The sequence below is a fragment of the Dyella sp. 01L423 genome (assembly GCF_056399945.1).
In genome coordinates this window covers 704,981-726,172 of sequence record NZ_JBFTSI010000002.1, presented here as the reverse complement: position 1 = coordinate 726,172, position 21,192 = coordinate 704,981, and the positions used below count along the sequence as shown (strand labels likewise).

The window sequence follows — 21,192 nt, the reverse complement described above, 5'->3', positions numbered from 1 at the left end:
ACGTGCCGCCACTACAACGATGCGGAGCGCCGCGCATGAGCGGCCGCTTGTCCGGCAAGCATGCGCTCGTCACAGCAGCGGGAGCGGGCATCGGGCGCGCCACCGCGATTGCCTTCGCGGAAGCCGGCGCCACCGTACTGGCTACCGATATCAACGAGAGCCACCTGGCTTCGCTTGCTGCGAGCCATGCCTCGATCCGTACGCACTTGCTCGATGTTACGGACGACTCCGCGATCCGGGCGCTGGTGGGTGCGACTGAGCGCATCGACGTGTTGTTCAACTGTGCCGGCTACGTGCATGCGGGCACCATCCTCGATACCGACGACGCGAGTTGGCGACGCTCGTTCGCCATCAATGTAGACAGCATGTTTCATCTGTGCCGCGCGGTACTTCCCGGCATGCTGAGTCGCGGCGCCGGCAGCATCGTCAACATGTCCTCGGTTGCCTCGAGCATCAAGGGCGTGCCCAATCGTTTCGCTTACGGCTCAACCAAGGCGGCAGTGATCGGACTGACGCGCTCCATCGCTGCCGATTACGTCTCGGCCGGCATACGCTGCAATGCCATCTGCCCCGGCACGGTCAAGACGCCTTCGCTCGCCGATCGCGTGCGCGCCCTGGGCGGCGACGAGGAAGCCGCATGGCAGAGCTTCACAGCGAGACAGCCGATGGGGCGACTCGGCACGCCCGAGGAAATCGCTGCCCTCGCCGTCTATCTCGCCTCCGACGAATCCTCCTTTACCACCGGCACCATCCACGTCGTGGATGGCGGCTGGTCGAACTGATGGAAACCACTGCATGAAACTTTGCCGTTACGGGGAACCTGGCGCGGAGAAGCCGGGACTGGTCGATGGCGATGGCGCCTTGCGCGATCTTTCGGGCGTGATCGACGACATCACTGCAAGTGTGCTCGGTCGCGACGGCCTGCGCCGCTTGATGGCCCTGGATCCATCCACCCTGCCCCGCGTCGATGGCACGCCACGCTTCGGCGTGCCCGTGGCGCACGTCGGCAAGATGCTCTGCGTGGGCATGAACTACGCCGACCACGCCGCTGAAACCAATGCGCCAGTGCCCGAACAGCCCGTGCTTTTCATGAAGGCCACGACCGCCATCGGCGGCGCCAACGACCCTGTCGTCATTCCGCGAGGCTCGGTGAAGACCGACTGGGAAGTGGAACTTGGCGTGATCATCGGCGATGTCACCCGGTACGTCGACGTCAACCAGGCGCTCGATCATGTCGCCGGCTACGCGGTGATCAACGACCTGTCCGAACGCGAGTTCCAGTTGGAACATGGCGGCCAGTGGGTGAAGGGCAAGAGCTGCGACACCTTCGGACCGATCGGCCCGTGGCTGGTCACCAAGGACGAGATCCCCGACCCGCAAAAGCTCGGCCTCTGGCTCGAAGTGAACGGCCACCGTTACCAGAACGGCAATACCCGCACGATGGTGTTCGGCGTGGCGCAACTGGTGAGCTACATCAGCCGCTACATGACCCTGATGCCGGGCGACGTGATCAGCACCGGAACACCGGCCGGCGTCGGCCTGGGCCTGCATCCACCCACCTATCTGAAGCCAGGCGATGTGATCGAACTGGGCATCGAAGGACTGGGCCGGCAGCGGCAGGAAGTACTCGCATATCCCGCCGCTCGCACCTGAATGATGCTCCCGCTTTCTTCTTACCAAGTCACCGGCACCGGAGGCCGGGCACGATGGTGAAAATTACCGCCCTGGATACGTTCGACGTGCGTTTTCCGACGTCGTTGGCGCATGACGGCTCGGATGCCATGAATCCCGATCCCGACTACTCCGCCGCCTACGTCGTGCTCAAAACGGATGCACCCGGTGGGCTGGCGGGTTACGGACTGGTGTTCACCATCGGGCGCGGCAACGACATCCAGACCGCCGCGCTCGCGGCACTCCGGCCGATGGTGGTCGGTCGCGCGGTGAACGACATCGTCAACGATCTAGGCGGATTCGCGCGACAACTGACGGGTGACTCCCAGCTGCGCTGGCTCGGCCCCGAGAAGGGCGTGATGCACATGGCGATAGGCGCGGTGATCAATGCGGCGTGGGACCTGGCTGCGCGCGTGGCGAACAAGCCAGTGTGGCGCTTCATTGCGGACATGACGCCTGAGCAACTCGTGGCCCAGATCGATTTCCGCTATCTCACGGATGCGCTCACGCCCGCCCGTGCACTGGAGATCCTTGAAGAGGCCGAGCCGCACAAGCAGGCTCGCATCGCGCAGCTGGAGAGCGAAGGCTACCCCGCCTACACCACCTCGCCCGGCTGGCTCGGCTATACCGACGAAAAGATGCAGCGCCTGGCCAAGAAGGCCGTGGCGGATGGCTTTCGCACCATCAAGCTCAAGGTCGGACTGCGCATGGAGGACGACCTGCGCCGTTGCCGCCTCGCGCGCGAGGCCGTGGGTCCGGACATCGCCATCGCGGTGGATGCCAACCAGCGCTGGGACGTCCAGACGGCCATCGAGTGGCTCAAGCCGCTGAAGGACATTGGCCTGGCCTGGGTCGAGGAGCCGACCAATCCCGACGACGTCCTTGGCCACGCGGCGATCCGGCAAGGCGTCTCGCCGATCCCGATTTCCACCGGCGAGCACGGGCAAAACCGCGTATTGTTCAAGCAGCTGCTGCAGGCGCAGGCCGTTGACCTGATCCAGATCGATGCGGCGCGCGTGGGCGGCGTGAACGAAAACCTCGCCATCCTGCTGCTGGCCGCCCACTTCGGTGTGCGGGTTTTTCCCCATGCCGGCGGCGTGGGACTATGCGAGCTCGTGCAGCATCTGGCCATGGCCGATTTTGTGGCCATCACCGGCAAGAAGGAGGATCGTGCGATCGAATTCGTCGACCATCTGCACGAGCATTTCGTGGAACCCGTGACGATCTCGCATGGGCGTTATCTTGCGCCAACGGCGCCGGGCTTCTCTGCTCGCATGCACGAGGCCTCGATCCGCGACCATCTCTACCCCGACGGTATCGTGTGGAAGAACGCGCCCAAGACGGCAGTGGGTTGAGTCATGAAAATGCCCGTGACGAATATCGCCGACCTCCGCGAAATCGCGCGCCGGCGCGTGCCCCGGGCCTTTTTCGAGTACGCCGACCGCGGCTCCTACGATGAAGTGACGCTGCGTGAAAATCGGCGCGCCTTCGAACGCCTGCAGCTCCGTCAGCGCGTGATGCAAAATGTCGACCATCGCTCCCTGGGAACCACCATCCTCGGTTCGCCAGTCAGCATGCCGCTGGCGATTGCGCCCACCGGGCTGACCGGATTGCAGCACGGCAGCGGCGAGATTCTGGGTGCGCGCGCGGCCGCCGAGGCAGGCATCCCGTTCTGCCTCAGCACCGTGTCCATCTGCTCAATCGAACAGGTGCGTGCCGCGAGCGACACGCCGTTCTGGTTCCAGGTTTATGTGATGCGCGACCGCGGCTTCACCCGCGAACTGATCCGCCGCGCCCGCGCCGCCCAGTGCTCCGCCTTGATGCTGACGGCCGATCTCACGGTGCAGGGCCAGCGGCATCGCGAAATCAAGAACGGCCTTTCGGTACCGCCCAAGGTGACGCTGCGCAACGCCTTCGACATCATGAGCAAGCCGCGCTGGGTGTGGAACGTGCTCAAGGCGCCGAGCCGCTCATTCGGCAATCTGGACGGCCGTATCCAAGGGGCTGACAGCCTCACCACGCTGGCGCAATGGATCGCCAACCAGTTCGATCCCACGCTGAACTGGAACGACCTGGCCTGGATACGCGAGGAATGGCCGGGCAAGCTGATCATCAAGGGCATCCTGGACCCGGATGATGCGCGCCTGGCCGTCGAGCACGGCGTCGACGCCATCGTGGTGTCCAATCACGGCGGCCGGCAGCTGGACGGTGCGCCTGCCACGATCGACGTGCTCCCTTCGATCGTCGACGCCGTCGCAGGTCGAATTGAGGTGCTGTTCGACAGCGGCATCACCAGCGGCCAGGACCTGATCAAGGCGTTGGCGCTGGGAGCGCGCGCCGGCCTTATCGGCAAGGCTTTTCTCTACGGACTGGGCGCCAACGGGCAACAGGGCGTGACGCAGGCAATCGAACTGATCCGGCGCGAACTGAGCGTCACCATGGCGCTGACCGGTCAGCGCGACGCCAGCCGCATCTCGCACGATATTTTGTGGCGTAACGTTTGATCAGTTGACGCAGTCGGCCAAGTCAAAGATCCGCTGCATCGGCACCCACTTTTGCCCTGCCCCGGCCCATGGCAGCGGCTGCTGGAACTTGGACATGAGCGCCTCCCAGGCCAGCACGCGCTCGCTGGCGGCATCGGCCAAAGCCTTGGCTTGCGCATCGAAATCCGGCGCCACGCGCATCAGCATGACGAGCCGCGTACCAGTGCGGAATATCTGCATGTCCTCGATGCCCGCTTCGCGTATCGACGCGACAATCTCCGGCCAGATGTTTTCACGACGATGCCAGTGCTCGTATTCGGCGATGAGCGCCGGATCGTCGCGCAGGTCGAGCGCCAGGCATTGCCAGCTCATGCCGGCACGCCCGCCATCGCCCGCTGCCAATGCTGCTGGGCGAACAGGAAGATCGCCACGAAGCACACCGCCGGAACCAGCATGGCGTGCGCGATGCCGATCCGATCCGACACGACGCCCATGGCGGCCGTGAGTACCGCGCCTCCCACGATAGCCATCACCAGCAACGCCGCGCCGAACTTCCGCTCATCGTCGCTCCGGCCCTCCACGCCCAGCGCGAAGATGGTCGGATACATCACCGACATGAAGAAGCTCGAGGCCACCAGCGCATAGATGCCCTCACGCCCCGGGGCAAACGCTGCCACAGCCATCAGCAGCACATTGGTGAGTGCGAACAACGCCAGCACGCGCGAAGCCTTCAGGCGTTTCATCAGCACCGCTCCGGCAAAACGGCCCACCATGAAGCAGATCAGGCCAGCCGTGACGAAACTGGCCGCCGTCTTGTCCGCCGTGCCCGGCATGGTCGCCTGCGCATAGCGGATCATGTGGCTGAAGATGGCCACTTGCGCACCCACATAGAAGAACTGCGCAGCGACCGCACCCAGAAACCTGCCATCGCGCAGCAAGTGCCTCAGCACGCCCCGCTCGCCCGGTGCACCCTCCTCGCTGACGGCCACCGACGGGAATCGCGTCAGCACGATCACCACGGCCCACAAAAGCACGCCAAGGCCGATGATCAGATAAGGCATCTGCACGGCGGCGGCCTCACTCTGGGTGAATGCCTCGCGCGCACCCGCCCCCATGGCGGCGAGTTCCGCGGGCGTGTGCTGCACACCGGTAAAGATGAAGTGCTGCCCGATCAGCACGCCGGCGATCGATCCCAGCGGATTGAATGCCTGCGCCAGATTGAGGCGCGCGGCGGCCGACGATGCCGGACCCAGCAAGGTGACCAGGGGATTGGCCGAGGTCTCGAGGAAGGCCAGTCCGCAGGCGATGACAAACAACGCCGCCAGGAACATGCCATAGGTGGCAGACGCGGCAGCCGGCCAGAACAGAAGGGCCCCGGCACCGTACAGGCCCAGCCCCAGCACCACCGCCGACTTGTAGCCGTATCGCCGCATATAGGCGCCCGCCGGAAGCGCCACGACGAAATACCCGAGATAGAACGCGCTCTGCACAAGCGCGGCCTGGAAGTCCGAGAGGGTGAAGGCCTTCTTGAATTGCGCCACCAGCACGTCATTGAGGTTGTTGGCCACACCCCAAAGAAAAAAAAGACTTACGATCAAGACCAGGGGCAACAGCGGGACCCTGTCCCGAAAACGACCACCCGCCGAAATCGGCGCGGCTTGTGGGTGCATGGATGTTCATCCTCCGGCCGTTGGCGAGCGCCCATCCCTCTGCCCCGGGCGCCACAATTGTGCAAATATGAACTTATAGTTTATATGTATCACAAGTTGCGGCGCAGCATGGTAGGCCCCGAGGCCGCTCAATCTCCTCGGACACTCCGCCCATCGTCTGCATGACGAGCCACTCAATACCACGGATGCTTATGGCTGCAGAGTCTCCCAAATACCGCGCTCCCGCCCTCGACAAGGGATTGGACATCCTTGAGCTGCTGGCGCGCGCCGTCGCGCCGCTGACCATTGCGGAGATCTCCGAAGGCGTCGGCCGTTCGCGCGGCGAAATCTTCCGCATGCTCCAGGTGCTGGAAGAGCGCGACTACATCAGCCGCCCCGATGGCGAAGGCCGCTACTCGCTCACGCCGCGACTGTTCCGCCTGGGCATGGAGCAACCTCCCGTGAAGAGCCTGGTGGAAACGGCCCTGCCCGTCATGCATCGGCTCTCCGAGGAGATCGACCAGTCGTGTCACCTGGTGGTTCCGTCACAGGAACAGATCGTGGTGATCGCACGCGTCGATCCGCCGGGTGAAATCGGCCTGGTGGTCCGGGTGGGCCATCGTCGTCCGATCTCCCACTCTGCGTCCGGTCATGTGCTGCTGGCATGGCAGGACGAGGCCACGCGCGAACGCTGGTTCACCATGATGATCGAGCACGAGCCACAGCTGCGTCGCCCGCCGATCGAAAAGGCGATACGCGAGATCCGCACCGCGGGCGTTGCCACGATCGCAAGCCAGGTGGTCGATGGCGTGACCGATATATCCGCGCCGGTCATGCAACACGATCGAGCCATCTGCGCGATCACCATTCCCTTCATCGAACGACGCGGCTCCTCCATGACCATGGCGGTCACCACCAAGTTGCTCATCGAGGCGGCGAACGAAGTGTCCGGCGAACTGGATCATCGTTCCACGGCGTCGCTGGACAATTGACCCCGTAAGCACATGCCGTTGTCGGGAAGCTTCGCTTTCCCGCCAGGCCGGCCGGCCCTGACGGCCGAGGTTCCAACCACGACGATGCGGAGCGCTTTGCCTTGCCCTCTTTGAACCGCCCTTCTCTCGGCCTGCTGGCCGGCCTCCTCTTCGCTGGTACAAGCCAACTCCACGCTACTGAAGCGATGCCGCTCGATACGGGGTGGCAGTTCCGCCTGCTGCCGGGCACGCCACTGGCAGCCAAACACCCGGAACAGACGGCCTGGACCAGCGCGCACGTGCCCGGCAGCGTGCAGACGGGCCTGTTGGCGGCCGGCAAGATCGGCGACCCGTTCTATCGCGACAACGAAGCGAAGCTGCAGTGGATCGGCCTGGCGGACTGGGAATATCGCCTCCCCTTCAACGTCGACGCCGCCACGCTGAAGCAAGATCACGTGGAGCTGGTGTTCGATGGACTGGACACGTTCGCCGACGTCGCCGTCAACGGCAAGCCGCTGCTGAGTGCGGACAACATGTTCCGTCGCTGGCGCGTGCCGGTGAAGAGCCTGCTGCATGCGGGCAGCAATACACTGGTCGTCAAGCTGCATTCGCCCATCGCCAAGCTGCAGCCCTGGTTGCTCAAGCAGCCTTATGCCTTGCCGGGCGAGTTCGATTCCGCCTTCGGTGATGAGCCCAAGGGCAAGCAGACGTCCAACTATGTGCGCAAGGCCAACTACCAGTACGGCTGGGATTGGGGTCCGCGCTTCGTCACGCTCGGCATCTGGCAGCCGGTGCGACTGGAGAGCTGGACCGGCGCGCGCCTGGAGGATTTCCATATCGCCCAGCCGCACGTCGACGCGGACAAGGCAGCGCTTGCGGCTGAAGTCTTGTTGCAGGTGGGCAAGCCTGGCCCCGCACACGTCACGCTGACTTGGACGGCGCCTGATGGCAGCCACGGCGAGAGTGCGCAAGACGTGCGGCTCACGACAGGTGACAACACGGTGCGCCTGGCGTTTGCGATCGACCATCCGCAACGCTGGTGGCCACTGGGATACGGCAAACAAAATCTCTACCGCTTCCATGTCGACGTGCAGCGGGCCGGCGACACGCTCGCCAGCGCGGACCGCAGCAGTGGCCTGCGCAGCGTCGAACTGCGTCGCGACCGTGATCAGTGGGGCCGCAGCTTCGCCTTCGTGGTCAACGGCGTACCGATCTTTGCCAAGGGCGCCGACCTCATCCCCACCGACAGCTTTCCCGAGCGCACCACGCCTGAGCAATTGCGCAAGCTGCTGACCTCCACCCGCGACGCCAACATGAACATGCTGCGCATGTGGGGTGGCGGCTATTACCAGAGTGATGCGTTCTATGACCTGGCCGACCAGCTGGGCATCATGATCTGGCAGGACTTCATGTTCGGCGGCGCGATCACGCCCTACGACCCCGCGTTCCGCGAGAACGCACGCATCGAAGCGGTGGAACAGGTGCGCCGCCTGCGCAACCATCCCAGCATCGTGCTGTGGTGTGGCAACAACGAGGTGCAGACGGGCTGGGAGTCCTGGCCCGATCGCGAAGATTTCAAGAAGTCCATCAGCAGCGACGAGCGCCAGCGCATCGAAAATGGGATGCGTGAACTCTTCGGCACCACGCTGCGCGACGTGGTGAAGGCCAACGATGCCGACGTGCCCTACTGGGCCAGCTCGCCCAGCACGGACTTCGATGGCGAAGCCAACGTGCTCAACGATGGCGACTACCACTACTGGAAGGTGTGGTCGGGCTCCGAACCGATCGAGCACTACCTGGATGTCGCGCCGCGCTTCCAGTCCGAATACGGCCTGCAGTCGTTCCCGGTGATGGCCACCATAGAGAGTTTCGCCAATGCAGCCGACATGGCGCCGAACTCGCCGGTGATGCGCGCGCACCAGAAGTTCGCCAATGGCGATGGCAACGACCGCCTGCTGCTCTATATCCGCGGCAATTACGGCGAGCCCAAGGACTTCGCGTCATTCGTTTACCTCAGCCAGCTGATGCAGGCCGAGGGCATCGAGTTGGCGGCCGAACATTTGCGCAGCGCGCGTCCGCAGAGCATGGGTTCGCTGTACTGGCAGCTCAACGATGTGTGGCCGGGGCCGTCCTGGTCCAGCCTCGACTATTTCGGTCGCTGGAAGGCGCTGCAATACCATGCCAAGCGCTTCTATGCGCCCGTGGACGTGGTGCCGATGCGGCGCGACGGCCACACCACGCTGCATCTGGTGTCCGACCGCACGACGCCATTCAAGGCCGTGCTGCGCACGCGCATCTACGACATGGCCGGCAAGCGCCTGAGCGAAAGCAGCAAGCCGATCGAAGCCACCGCGCTCGGCAGCACTTCGGCGGGCGAATTCAGTGATGCAGAGCTGTTGCACGGTGCGAATCCGACGAGCACGGTGGCCTCGTTCGACGTGCTTGAGAACGGCGAGGTGATTGCCCATCACCTGCTGTATTTCGGGCTGGCGAAGACCTTGGCGCTACCGACGCAGCCCGGGCTCTCGACCGATTGGCATCAGGCCGGAAACGACGTTGTGGTAACCGTCCGCAGCAAGCAGCTTGCGCGCGGCGTGTGGCTGGATTTGGGCAACATCGATGCCGAGCTTTCCGACAATGCGTTCGACCTGCTGCCCGGTGAGCACGTGGATATCACCGTCAAGAGCACGGCGGACGTGTCGCGCCTCAAGGCCGCGCTCAAGCTGACCTCGCTGGTCGATGCCGTACAGTCGCCGGCACAGGCCAAGCCATGAGGACCACGCGACGCGACCTGCTCAAATGGATGGCGATGGCACCGGCCGCCGCCATGCTCTCAAACGGCATGCTGGCTGGCACCGGCAAGACGGTGTTCACAAGCAAGCGCCCACCGGTTGGCCAGCGCAAATTCACCAGTGCCGCCGTTGAAAAACTGATCGCAACCACCAAGGCACGCATCGGCGATCCCGAGCTGGCGTGGATGTTCGAGAACTGTTTCCCCAATACGCTCGATACCACCGTCCAGGTGGGCACGCTGCGCGGCAAGCCCGACACCTTCGTGGTCACCGGCGACATCGACGCCATGTGGATGCGCGATTCCTCCGCGCAGGTTTGGCCGTACGTGCAGCTAGCCCGCCAGGACAAGGCCTTGCAGCAGCTGTTCCGCGGGCTGATTCATCGCCACGCGCTATGCATCAGCATCGACCCCTATGCCAACGCCTTCATGCCCGACCCGGCGGCGAAGTCGAACCTTGAATGGGCGCAGCACGACATCACCGACATGCGCCCCGGCGTGGCTGAGCGCAAATGGGAAATCGATTCGTTGTGTTACCCGATACGGCTGGCGCACGGCTATTGGCAGGCAACCGGCGACACCGAGCCCTTCGATGACGACTGGCACGCCGCGATGCGCACCGTGCTCAAGACCTTCCGCGAACAGCAGCGCAAGGAAGGCCCGGGGCCGTATCGCTTCCAGCGTACGTCGCCGACGCCGAGCGAATCGCAGTTCCTGCAGGGCTACGGCAACCCGACGCGACCGACAGGCATGATCCACGCGATGTTCCGTCCATCGGACGATGCCACCGTTTATCCGTTCAACATCCCGGGCAACCTGTTTGCGGCAACGAGCCTGCGCCAGTTGGCCCAGATGTTGCGCGCGATACGTCATGACGACAGGTCGGCCGCCGACGGCATCGCGCTTGCCGACGACATCCAGCGCGCCGCCGAAGCGCACGGTGTGATCCACGGCGAGCAAGGCGACTACTGGGCGTATGAAGTCGATGGCTACGGCAATCAGTTGTTCATGGACGATGCCAACGTGCCCAGCCTGCTCGCCCTTCCCTATCTGGGCACCTGCTCGCAGGACGATGCGCGTTATCAGCGCACCCGTTCGCAAGCGTGGAGCACGCGCAACCCTTACTTCTTCCAAGGACGAGCGGCAGCGGGTATCGGCGGGCCGCACGAAGGGCTGCGCATGATCTGGCCCATGTCGATCATGATGCGCGCCTTCACCAGCAGCGATGCGGCGGAGATTTCCCAGTGCATCGCCTGGCTCAAGACCACGCATGCCGGCACCGGCTTCATGCACGAGGCTTTCGATCAGGACGACCCGGCGAAATTCACGCGCTCATGGTTTGCCTGGGCCAACACCTTGTTCGGCGAGCTGATCGTCACGCTCGCCGATCGCCATCCGCAGGTGCTGCGCAAGGCGTAGTTACCGAACCATCCATCCGGCCGACCCCGCGGCCAATGTTTTGCTTTGAGGAGTCAGATCATGGTTACCCGCCGTCGTTTTCTGCAAGGCATGGCCGCACTCGGTGTTCTGAGTAGTGGCGCCCATGCGCTACCGGCACTGCCCGCCGCCGCGGGCAAGAAGACGGCGCTTGCCGAGAGTGTGTCGCGTCACGTGGACGTGTTCGTGGGCACCGGCGGTCACGGCCACACGTACCCCGGCCCCAGCATGCCCTTCGGCATGATGCAGCTCAGCCCCGACACGAATGACTCGCAATGGGACGGTAGCTCGGGGTATCACCAGGGCGACGGCTCGATCATGGGCTTCTCGCACACGCATCTGTCGGGCACGGGCGCGGCGGACATGCTCGATGTACTCGTCGTGCCGGCCATGGGGCCCGTGCTGCTGCAGCCGGGCGATCGCGACTACGACGGCGTCAACTACGTCTCACGCTATGACGGCGTGCACGCCGGTCAGGGCTCCGAACGCAAGGGTTACAAGACCCACGTCAAGGGCTACCGCTCGCACTACACCGGTGAGCAGGCGCGACCGGGCTATTACCGTGTGCAACTGACAGACAGCCACGTGCTCGCTGAGCTGACCGCGACGGAACGTGCAGGCATCCACCGCTACACCTTCCAGCAAGCGGGCGAGGCGCATCTGCTGGTCGACTTCGCCCACGGGTTCCACGACGACCCGAAGAAGCCCGCCAGCGTCACCGACGCCGAACTGAAACTGGTGGGCAATGACACAGTGGTTGGTGCACGCCGCGTGCACCAGTGGGCCAATGGACGCCACATCTATTTCGCGCTGAAGGTCTCGCGACCGTTCAAGCGCGGCACGCTGTACTCCAACGACAGTGCACAATCCGACGGCACAACGCAGGTCAAGGGCACCAACCTCAAGGCCGCGCTGTTCTACGACAAGCTCGACGACGCACCACTGCTGGTCAAGGTCGGCATCTCGGGCGTCGATATCGAAGGCGCCCTGCGCAACCTGATGACCGAGATCCCCGCCTGGGACTTCGATGGTATACAAGCCGCCGCCGAAGCCTCGTGGGAAAGCGAGCTCAGCCGCATCCGCATCGAGTCCACCTCGGATGATATCAAGCGCACCTTCTACAGCGCGCTCTATCACACCATGCTGGCACCCACGCTGTTCAGCGACGTGGACGGCCGTTATCGCGGCATGGACATGAAGGTGCATCAGCTGCCCAAGGGGCAGCACAACTACAGCACCTACTCGTTGTGGGATACCTACCGCGCCGAGCATCCTCTTTTTACGCTGTATCAGCCCGAGCGCGTGCCCGACCTGGTCAACGGCCTGGTGCGCATGGCGCAGGAAAGCCCTGCCGGCCCGCCAGTGTGGCCGCTGCAAGGCATCGAGACGGTCTGCATGATTGGCTACCACTCGGCGGTCGTGATCGCCGAGGCGCAAGCCAAGGGCTTCACCGGCATCGACTATGCAGCCGCATGGCCCGTGTTCCGCAAGCGCGCCATGGAAGACAACTACTTCGGCCTGCCCGAGTATCGCAAGCGTGGCTACATCCCCAGCGATGTCGAAAGCGAAGCCGTCAGCAAGACGCTTGAGTATGCCTATGACGACTGGGTGATGGCGCACTACGCGGAGAAACTCGGTCATCACGACGATGCCGCGGCACTCAAGGCGCGCTCGCAGAACTACCGCAACGTGTTCGACAAGACCGTGAACTTCGTGCGTCCGCGCGGCAGCGATGGCAAGTGGCTGGAGCCGTTCGATCCGCGGGCCATCGGACACTCGAAGAAGTGGCGCGACTTCACCGAGTCCAATGCCTGGCAGGCGACCTTCCTCAACCAGCACGACGTCTACACGTACATGGCGATGTTCGGCGGCGCCAACGCATTCGAGCAAAAGCTGGACCAGCTCTTCACCACCGATTCCGAACTGCCGGCGGATGCACCGCCGGATATCGCCGGCATGGTCGGCCAGTTTGCCTTCGGCAATGAGCCGGGCCATCACATGCCCTATCTTTATGCGTATACCGGCGCGCACCACAAGACCCAGGCGCGCGTGCGCATGCTGTTGGAAACGATGTACCTGCCCGACCCCGACGGCCTGCCCGGCAACGAGGATTGCGGCCAGATGAGCGCCTGGTACGTGATGAGCGCACTAGGCCTGTACGCCGTGGATCCCGTAAGCACGCACTACGTATTCGGCAGCCCGCTGCTGGAGCGCGCCGAAGTTCAACTGGCCGGCGGCAAGCGGCTAATCGTGCAGACGCAGGGCAATGGCAAGGGCCGTCCGTATATCCAGTCGGTAAGCTGGAATGGCAAGCCGTGGACCAAGAGCTGGATCACCCATGCCGAGCTGACCGCTGGCGGCACTCTTCTATTCCAGATGGGCGACCAGCCCAACCCGGCATTCGGCTCGGCCATGGCGGATCGCCCGCCGAGCTTCGGCACGCAGGCGGGCACGTGAGTAGAAGCTCTACTTGCCGCACTTACTCATGACCGAGCACCCTGTGCGGCCGGTACGGCGCCTCCAATTGCGCGCACTCTTCAGCCGTCAATGTCAATGAGAGCGCTTCGATAGCCTGCTCCAGATGCGACATGCGTGTGGCGCCGACGATCGGCGCCGCCACGCCCGGCTGGTGGAGCAGCCACGAGAGGGCGATCTGCGCCTGCGGCCTTGCCCGCACGGAGGCCAGCCTGGTCACGGCATCGACGACGCGGTAGTCGTCTTCGCTGTAGTAAAGGCTTTGCCCAAAGGCATCATGGCTGGCGCGCAGCGTCATCGCTTCGCTGCGAGAGCGTGCGAGGAAACCGCGCGCCAGGGGACTCCAGGGCACCACACCCACGCCTTCGAGGCGGCATAAGGGCAGCATTTCGCGTTCTTCTTCGCGATAGGCGAGGTTGTAATGGTTCTGCATCGATATGAAGCGCGCCCATCCATGCCGCTCTGAGGTCATCAGCGCGCGCTGGAACTGCCAGGCGTGCATGCTTGAGGCACCGATATAGCGCGCCTTGCCCGACCTTACGATGTCATTGAGCGCTTCGAGGGTTTCCTCCAGCGGCGTTTCATCATCCCAGCGATGAATCTGGTAGAGGTCGACATAGTCCATGCCCAGGCGCATCAGCGAGGCATCGATCGCGTCAAACAGGTGCTTGCGCGACAGGCCGCGTTCGTTCGGCCCGGCCCCTGTCGGATAGAACACCTTGGTTGCCACGACCACTTCCTCGCGACGAGCAAAATCACGCAGGGCGCGCCCCAAGACGCGCTCGCTCTCGCCGCCGGAATACATGTCCGCCGTATCGAAGAAATTGATGCCGCACTCCAGCGCACGCTGAATGATGGGCCTCCCCTCCTCCTCACTCAGGATCCAGGCCTTCGCCTGCGGGCTTCCGTAACTCATGGCGCCGAGACACAGGCGCGACACCTTCAATCCGCTGCGACCGAGCTGTACGTACCGCATGCTCGCCTCCGCTCAGGCCATTGGCCGATGGAGCGCCACGCCCGCAATCACCAGCCCGACAGCGACCAATTCAACCAGCGACGGCACTTGCCGAAGCACGATGACGCCGATGATGACGGCTGTTGCCGGCAGCAAGGCTACAAACAGCGCATAGGTCGATCGAGGCAGCCGGCGCATGGCCAATTGATCCAACACATAGGGGATCACCGACGAACTGATGCCTACCGCGCAACCCGCCGCCAGGGCGATGGGATCCAGCAAGGCCGAAGCGGCATCTCCCAGACCCAGCGGCGAAATCACCGCGCCCGCCACGATCATCGATGCTCCCAGGCGATCGATCGGGCTGGCTGCGGGATCAGAGCGGGACACTGCATGCGCCAGCACGATATACAACGTAAATAGCACCGCATTGGCGAAGGCCCAGAAGAACGCCTGCGGCGAGCCTGCAAAGCGCAGCTCGGTCAACAGGTACACGCCGGCGACGGTCAGCGACAGTGCGGCCACATTGCGCATCGAGCGCGCACCCATCAGCGCCAGGGCCACCGGACCCATGAACTCGATGGCCGCAACGGTACCCAGCGGGAGCTCGGCGATAGCGCGATAGAAGCAGTAGTTCATGGTGGCAAAAACGCCACCTAATGCGAGCATGGTCCATTGCGCATTGCGGGTCGCGGCAAAGAACGCGCGCCACGGTTTCCGCCACACAGCGAACACGATCGCTGCCGAGACGATACGCAGCCACGCCACACCCGCTACCGGCACCCGCGCAAACAGCAGCACCGCGAACGAAGGGCCGAGATAGTGAAAGATCGCGCTGCCGACAAAGAACGCGTGAGGCGGCACGCGATCGGCCAGGGTCAGTACGCCGGAACCAGTCTTACCAGTCAATGCATTCATGATGGTGAGACTTATACGCCTGCAATTATTACCTGTCAAAATCAAATAACTGGTAATATCGCCCCATGGACGCACTCCAACTCGATCCCGGCAGCTATGGCGGCACCTACAAATTGATCGGCGGCCGCCCCAGCCTCGACTTCATCAATACGATCAGCTGGCCTGAGACAGAGCGCGAGCACGATTGGTTGTCGTCTTCGGACAACGTGAAGCAATGGTTTGCGGCAGTGGATCTGCCGTTTCCACGCGGCAAGGACGTTGACTTGCCTGCGCTGCGTGCCGTCCGGCAATTGCTCGCCTCGGCACTGCGGCCGCTGGCACATGGCGAACGAGCGCCGGCCAGTACCATCGCCGCCATTGGCAAAGCAGCCGGCCACGCCTATCAGGCCCGCCTGATCGATCCCCACACGCTCGTCTGGCACTGGCCCGCACCACGCAATGCGACCGACGCGCTTTCGCCCATCCTGCTCGACGCGGCAGAGCTGCTGACCAACGGCTCTCATGAGCGCCTGCGCTTCTGCCCTTCTTGCGACTGGCTTTTCGAAGACCAGACGCGCAACGGCCAGCGCCGATGGTGCGATATGGCCGATTGCGGGAGCCGCGACAAATCGCGACGGTACTATCAGCGAACGAAGAGCTGATACCTGTGAGTGGCGACGTAGCATCGCTGTCCACCGATCAAGCGCGTTAAGCGACCTGAGTCAGCGGCGGCCATTCGACGCTACATCTGATACGTCTTGAGCTTGTACCAAAGCGTGCGCTCGCTGACGCCGAGCAGGCGCGCCGCGGCGGCCTTGTTGTTGTCGCTACGCGCCAGCGCGGCTTCGATGAGTTGGCGCTCCAGGGATTCGACGCGATCTTTCAAAGCCAGCTGGCCCTCCAGCGACGGCGCTGCCTGCAGCGGCGCGGCCGTCGCCTCGCGCGAGAGCTCGGCAGGCAAAAGTGACGTGCCGACCTCTCGATCGCGGCAGAGGACGGCGGCGCGCTCCATCAGATTCTCGAGCTCGCGCACATTGCCCGGCCAGTCGTAGGCTTCCAGGCGCTCAAGTGCGCGCACCGACAGGCGGGGCGTTGCACGCCCCAGTTCCAGTGAGTGTTTGTTGAGGAAGTGATTGGCCAGGATGGTCATGTCGCCGTGGCGGTCACGCAGCCTCGGCACGTCGATGCGCACCACGTTGAGGCGAAAATAAAGATCGCGTCTCAGCAAGCCTGCTTCGACGGCCTCTTGTGGTTCGCGATTGGTGGCGGCGACCACACGCAAGTCCACGGGTATCGCCGTATTGGCTCCGAGTCTCTCGATGCGCCCTTCCTGCAGCACACGCAGCAGCTTGGCCTGCAGGCTGGTGGGCATCTCGGTGATCTCGTCGAGAAAGATGGTGCCGCCACTGGCCAGCTCGCACTTGCCCACGCGATCGCGCAAGGCGCCGGTGAAGGCTCCTTTGACATGGCCGAAGAGTTCGGTTTCCAGCAGCTCGGTGGGAATGGCCGCGCAATTGATGGGCACGAACAGGCCTTGCCGCCCGGATGCCTCGTGGATCGCGCGAGCCACCAATTCCTTGCCGGTGCCGGTTTCCCCGACGATAAACGCATTGCTGCGCGTGGGAGCCACCTGGCGAATCAGTTCGTAAAGCGCCCGCATGGCCGGACTGACACCGATGAACTCGCCCCAGCCTCGCGATATCTCTTCGCGCAAGTAGTGGTTCTCGCGCTGGACGGCCTGCATGGCCAGCGCTCGCGTCACCGCCATCTCCACGGTCTCCATCTCGAACGGCCGGATGATGTAGTCGACCGCGCCAAGCTTCATGGCGGCCACGGCGGTCTCGATCGTGGCATAGGCGGTCATGACGATGACTGGCACATCCTGGTTGCGTTCGCGCAAGGCTTGAAGCAAGGCGATGCCATCCATCCGCGGCATGCGCAGATCCGTGAGCACCAGGTCGACCGACTGCTGCTCGATCACAGCGAGCGCCTCCACGCCGTCGCCTGCCTCGATCACGCTGTGGCCCAGCGATTTCAGCGAAAGCTCGAGGATGCGGCGCATCTTCGCCTCGTTGTCCACCACGAGTATCCGCCTGGCGTTCATCGGCCCTGTCCATCCACTGCGAAGCGAAGATTAAAGGAGGCGCCACCCCAGGCGCTCTCGCCCACGGTGATTTCGCCGCCATGCACATGCACGACCTGCTGCACAATCGTCAGGCCCAGGCCGATGCCGCCATCGCGGCGGCTGAAGAACGGATCGAAGATGGCCTGTCGCAACGCCTCGGGCACGCCAGGGCCGTCATCCATCACGTTGATCCATACCGTGCCCGCATCCGAACGGGTGGCCACCTGCACGCGGCCTTGCTCGCCCACGAAGGCCAATGCATTCAATACAAGATTGAGCAGCACTTGCATCATCTGTTCGCGATCGCAGGTGAAAACCAGCACTGGCTCGGCAAATTTGCTGGAGAGCGAAACGCCGGCTTTGTCTGCGCGTGAAGCAAGCAGGCCCAGTACGCCGTCGACAATGGCGTGCAAGTCGTGCGGACGAAAATCGGGCGGTGCCGGGCGTGCGCATTCAAGCAGCAGCGTGACAAGCCGGTTGAGCCGCTCGGTCTCGCTGAAGATAAAGCCGATCAGCTCATGTTCGCGCTCGCCCAGGTGCGGCTGCCGCTGCAGCATCTGGGCGGAACTGCGCAGTATGCCCATGGGGGTTCGCACCTCGTGCGCCATGATGGCGGCCATTTCGCCAACCACGGCCAGCTTGCCCGCGCGTACGACCTGCTCGCGCGAACGCGCCAGGGCGTCGATCATCTCCGCATAAGCACGGTGCAGCTCATGAATCTCGGAGATATTGGTGGCAGGGAGCTGCGGCAGGGCCGCGTCGCGTTGGCGGAAGCTGCGGGTAAAATCGGTCAGCGCCACGATGGGCAACGCGATGCGGTTAGCCAGCCGCGACGAAATCCACAGTCCGGCGAGCAAGGTCAGCACCAAGACCGCCAGCATGGCCCACAGCAAGCGCCAGATCGGCCCAAAAGAAACCGAGGTCGGCTCCATCATCACGATGTGCCAGCCAAGACCCTGGAATTGCTGATAGCCCGTCGATGTCGCGATGCCGACCAACAAGGTTCCATAGCCGAGCGCACTGCCATCGCGGACATAAGACAGCGCACCCTGCGCTGGCAAGCGCCAATCCAATTGCAATCGCGAGAGATCAGCGCGCGTACGCAAGGCGGCGGAGGCGGCGATGACGTGGCCGCGATCATCCACCAGCAGGAGACCGCGCGACCCGTGATCCACCGCCTCATCCAGCAGTGCCTGCACGGCCTGCCAATTCAGCACGACATAGAGGTAGCCGATGTTGCCCTGCCCGAACGTATTGGGCACCGGCGTACGCAAGATGGCGCCTTGGCCATCGGCACCCCAGGTCTGGGCAATGGACGCTCCACCAAGGCGGCCGCCCAAAATGGGACGCCAGGCGCCACTGGTGGGCGCCGCCCTTCCAATCAGCGATGGCTGGCTGGCCGCTACCACACGGCCGCTCGCATCGGAGCACAACAGCGCGGCGTACGCATTGCCCTGACCGGCGTGAAGGTCCGAAAGAAAGTGTGAGAGACGCTTATCCACGTCATTGACGCGGATGTCCTGCATCACCTCCAGCCCGCTCCACACGCGCATGTTTTCGATATGCGCGAAAAGCAGCGTATCGATGCGCTGCATCACGGTGCTGGCGCCAAAGCGCAGGTTGCCGGCAATTTCAGACCGGAGCGCACTGCGAAACTGATAGAACGACAGCGCCCCCACCACCATCACGGTGCCCAGCAGGGTCAGGAACAGCAGGCGAAACAAGGCCGATCGTGTCGTCAAGATGCTGCCGTCGCGCTGAAGATAAGAGTGCGTCGCCGCCCAACTGGGGTGGCGCGCCTTTGCGGCAACCCCTGCACTGTCGCAGAATCCGCCGCAGTGCCGAGCCCCTCCGGTCAAATAGTCGCTCGCCAGCCTTTCGTTTCGCTGTGCCAGCCGCCAGAACCCGGCGCGCCGGCTTGGTTCCATTCCTTGTTGGTGGGCATGACCGATGAACAGGCACCCTCGCCGCTACCCGCTTCCTGGCGCAGTCGCCCTGCTGCTGGGACTGCTCTGCGCCTCGGGCGCCATGGCTGCGGACGACAGCGACGGCAGCTGGCAACCGGCACCTTATACGCTGGGCCAGGGCCTGTATTTTCCGGGCGTGGGTTTGCGCGTCGGCGGTTATGCCGACCTCAATTTCTATAGCGTCCAGGGCACCAAGACCAGCTACAACGTGCGCGACCTGAGCCTGTTCATCACCCAGGACATCGGCACCCGCTGGCAGCTTTTCAGCGAGATCGAGGCGACCAACCCGGTGAACAGCACCGGCCGCACCGACGATGACGATGCCGAGCTCGATATCGAGCGACTGTACGCCGACTACCACGCCAACCAGGCCATCACCTTCCGCTTTGGCAAGTTCCTCACGCCCGTGGGCGAATGGAATCTGGTGCATGCCGATCCGCTGACCTGGACCGTCTCGCGGCCTTTGTCCACCTCCGCGGCGTTCGCGCTCCACACCAACGGCGTGATGATGTTCGGCACGCTTCCGGTGAAGGGAAACGACCTCGATTACTGGGTCTTCGCCGATGACAGCAAGAACCTCAACATTGGCCGCGATCAGGACAACGCGTATACCAACTTCGGCACCACCGAGACGCTGCAGAATAATTTTCGCCAGGCCATTGGCGGCCGGGTGCTCTACCACCTGTTGGGCGACTCGCTGAGTATTGGCGCCTCCACGCTGAACTACGAGCTGGAACAGCCACGCGAAAAATACTGGCTCAACGGCATCGATTTCAGCTGGACCAGCCGCTACGTGAGCCTTACCGGCGAGGGCATTTATCGCAGCAGCACCAGTAACCGTCCCGATGAGCGGGGCGGCTTCGTGCAAGCTGAGGTGCCGCTGTGGCGACGGCTGTACCTGATCGGCCGCTATGAGCGCTACCGATCATCGACGCCGGCGCAGACCAGCACCATCCGTACCACGGCCATCAATTTCAGGCCGATCGAAGGGGTGGTGCTCAAGCTCGAGTATCGCGACGGCTCGCACAACGAGCTGCTCGCCCCGACCGGCTGGCTGGCGTCCGTCGCGGTGTTGTTCTGAGCGTCGCTCCCATGCGCGGACAATTACGGCAATGGTCCACGTGGCTGATCATCAGTGCGCTGCTGGTGCAGGCAGGCTTGGCCTGGGCCGCGCAGCCACAGATTGCGATCATCACTGCACTTGATGGGCCGCAAATGACGCTGGATCAGAACACGGTGCGCAATGTGTATCTGAAGAAGATCTTTGTGGACGGCAAGGGGCAACGCCTGACGCCGGTCAACCTCCCCAGCCGCGCGCCGATGCGCGTGGCATTCGCCCGAGCACTGCTGCGTATGGACGACACCCAGCTGCAGGACTACTGGGACCGGCAATACTTCCAGGGTGTCAGTCCGCCTTACGTGCTCGCCTCGGCCGATGCCGTCGTGCGCTTTGTGGCGACCACGCCGGGTGCGATTGGTTACGTGGAACCCTGCCAGGCGGATGCGAGCGTGCGGATCGTGCTCACCATCCCCCTTCCAGCGCACCAGGTCGACGATCTTCCGGCCTGCCCGGAACATCCTGCACCCTGAGTCTCCGGGCCGCCCTGCCAATCATTGCAGACAAAGTTTGCACTCTGCGGGATGCGGCGGGTTCGCTGGACCCTGCCGGGCGAGCTCTTTCGTCGAAGCATCAATCACTTGCAGCTGTGGCACGAAAATCGCACCGCAGCACTGTCCGGCTGCGAGCTACCAGATCCTTTGTCTTCTCTGT

At 63.7% G+C, this 21,192-nt stretch carries 17 protein-coding genes; 11 read left to right on the top strand and 6 right to left on the bottom strand.

Annotation, left to right across the window (positions count from 1 at the left end; all coding sequences use genetic code 11):
* Positions 1-35: 35 nt before the first annotated feature.
* From AC1DMY_RS09950 to AC1DMY_RS09935, 4 genes are read left to right on the top strand one after another with little or no spacing between them, the layout of a single operon-like run.
* A complete protein-coding gene (locus AC1DMY_RS09950) occupies positions 36-782 on the top strand; it encodes an SDR family oxidoreductase (RefSeq protein WP_477164785.1) in 747 nt (248 codons plus the stop codon).
* 13 nt (positions 783-795) lie between these two features.
* Positions 796-1,653, top strand: a complete 858-nt coding sequence (locus AC1DMY_RS09945) for a fumarylacetoacetate hydrolase family protein (protein WP_477164784.1) — start codon at positions 796-798, stop codon at positions 1,651-1,653.
* A gap of 53 nt (positions 1,654-1,706) precedes the next feature.
* On the top strand, positions 1,707-3,026 hold the full coding sequence (locus AC1DMY_RS09940; RefSeq protein WP_477164783.1) for an L-fuconate dehydratase: 1,320 nt from the start codon (positions 1,707-1,709) through the stop codon (positions 3,024-3,026).
* A 3-nt stretch (positions 3,027-3,029) separates the two neighbouring features.
* Complete coding sequence (locus AC1DMY_RS09935; RefSeq protein WP_477164782.1) at positions 3,030-4,175, top strand: alpha-hydroxy acid oxidase; 1,146 nt, start codon at positions 3,030-3,032, stop codon at positions 4,173-4,175.
* On the opposite strand, the gene AC1DMY_RS09930 is transcribed toward AC1DMY_RS09935, so the two are convergent.
* Positions 4,176-4,526, bottom strand: a complete 351-nt coding sequence (locus AC1DMY_RS09930; RefSeq protein WP_477164781.1) for an L-rhamnose mutarotase — start codon at positions 4,524-4,526, stop codon at positions 4,176-4,178.
* Complete coding sequence (gene fucP, locus AC1DMY_RS09925; RefSeq protein ID WP_477164780.1) at positions 4,523-5,824, bottom strand: L-fucose:H+ symporter permease; 1,302 nt, start codon at positions 5,822-5,824, stop codon at positions 4,523-4,525. The genes AC1DMY_RS09930 and fucP overlap by 4 nt, the downstream gene beginning before the upstream one ends.
* 191 nt (positions 5,825-6,015) lie before the next feature.
* Here fucP and AC1DMY_RS09920 point away from each other — a divergent pair, with 191 nt between their 5' ends.
* The 4 genes from AC1DMY_RS09920 (at position 6,016) to AC1DMY_RS09905 (ending at position 13,459) form a co-directional block, all read left to right on the top strand.
* Positions 6,016-6,795: an IclR family transcriptional regulator gene (locus tag AC1DMY_RS09920; protein WP_477164779.1), complete on the top strand. Its 780-nt coding sequence runs from the start codon at positions 6,016-6,018 to the stop codon at positions 6,793-6,795.
* Positions 6,796-6,896: 101 nt separating this feature from the next.
* Complete coding sequence (locus AC1DMY_RS09915) at positions 6,897-9,548, top strand: beta-mannosidase (protein WP_477164778.1); 2,652 nt, start codon at positions 6,897-6,899, stop codon at positions 9,546-9,548.
* Positions 9,545-10,984, top strand: coding sequence for a glycoside hydrolase family 125 protein (locus AC1DMY_RS09910; RefSeq protein WP_477164777.1), 1,440 nt, complete (start codon positions 9,545-9,547; stop codon positions 10,982-10,984). The genes AC1DMY_RS09915 and AC1DMY_RS09910 overlap by 4 nt, the downstream gene beginning before the upstream one ends.
* A gap of 60 nt (positions 10,985-11,044) precedes the next feature.
* Positions 11,045-13,459: a GH92 family glycosyl hydrolase gene (locus AC1DMY_RS09905; protein WP_477164776.1), complete on the top strand. Its 2,415-nt coding sequence runs from the start codon at positions 11,045-11,047 to the stop codon at positions 13,457-13,459.
* Between the two features lie 22 nt (positions 13,460-13,481).
* On the opposite strand, the gene AC1DMY_RS09900 is transcribed toward AC1DMY_RS09905, so the two are convergent.
* Together AC1DMY_RS09900 and AC1DMY_RS09895 are read right to left on the bottom strand one after the other, a co-directional pair.
* A complete protein-coding gene (locus AC1DMY_RS09900) occupies positions 13,482-14,453 on the bottom strand; it encodes an aldo/keto reductase (RefSeq protein WP_477164775.1) in 972 nt (323 codons plus the stop codon).
* A gap of 12 nt (positions 14,454-14,465) precedes the next feature.
* Entirely contained in the window at positions 14,466-15,350 is an 885-nt protein-coding gene (locus AC1DMY_RS09895; protein WP_477164774.1) for an EamA family transporter, read from the bottom strand.
* Positions 15,351-15,415: 65 nt separating this feature from the next.
* Between AC1DMY_RS09895 and AC1DMY_RS09890 the strand changes: the two genes are divergently transcribed.
* On the top strand, positions 15,416-15,991 hold the full coding sequence (locus AC1DMY_RS09890) for a CGNR zinc finger domain-containing protein (protein ID WP_477164773.1): 576 nt from the start codon (positions 15,416-15,418) through the stop codon (positions 15,989-15,991).
* Between the two features lie 80 nt (positions 15,992-16,071).
* On the opposite strand, the gene AC1DMY_RS09885 is transcribed toward AC1DMY_RS09890, so the two are convergent.
* Complete coding sequence (locus AC1DMY_RS09885) at positions 16,072-17,433, bottom strand: sigma-54-dependent transcriptional regulator (RefSeq protein ID WP_477164772.1); 1,362 nt, start codon at positions 17,431-17,433, stop codon at positions 16,072-16,074.
* Positions 17,430-19,196: an ATP-binding protein gene (locus tag AC1DMY_RS09880; protein ID WP_477164771.1), complete on the bottom strand. Its 1,767-nt coding sequence runs from the start codon at positions 19,194-19,196 to the stop codon at positions 17,430-17,432. Before AC1DMY_RS09880 ends, AC1DMY_RS09885 begins: the two co-directional genes overlap by 4 nt.
* A 208-nt stretch (positions 19,197-19,404) precedes the next feature.
* Between AC1DMY_RS09880 and AC1DMY_RS09875 the strand changes: the two genes are divergently transcribed.
* Together AC1DMY_RS09875 and AC1DMY_RS09870 are read left to right on the top strand one after the other, a co-directional pair.
* Positions 19,405-20,502: a porin gene (locus AC1DMY_RS09875; protein WP_477164770.1), complete on the top strand. Its 1,098-nt coding sequence runs from the start codon at positions 19,405-19,407 to the stop codon at positions 20,500-20,502.
* An 11-nt stretch (positions 20,503-20,513) separates the two neighbouring features.
* Positions 20,514-21,011 carry a hypothetical protein gene (locus AC1DMY_RS09870; protein ID WP_477164769.1) on the top strand — a complete coding sequence of 166 codons (498 nt, stop codon included), beginning with the start codon at positions 20,514-20,516 and terminating at the stop codon, positions 21,009-21,011.
* Positions 21,012-21,192: the final 181 nt, after the last annotated feature.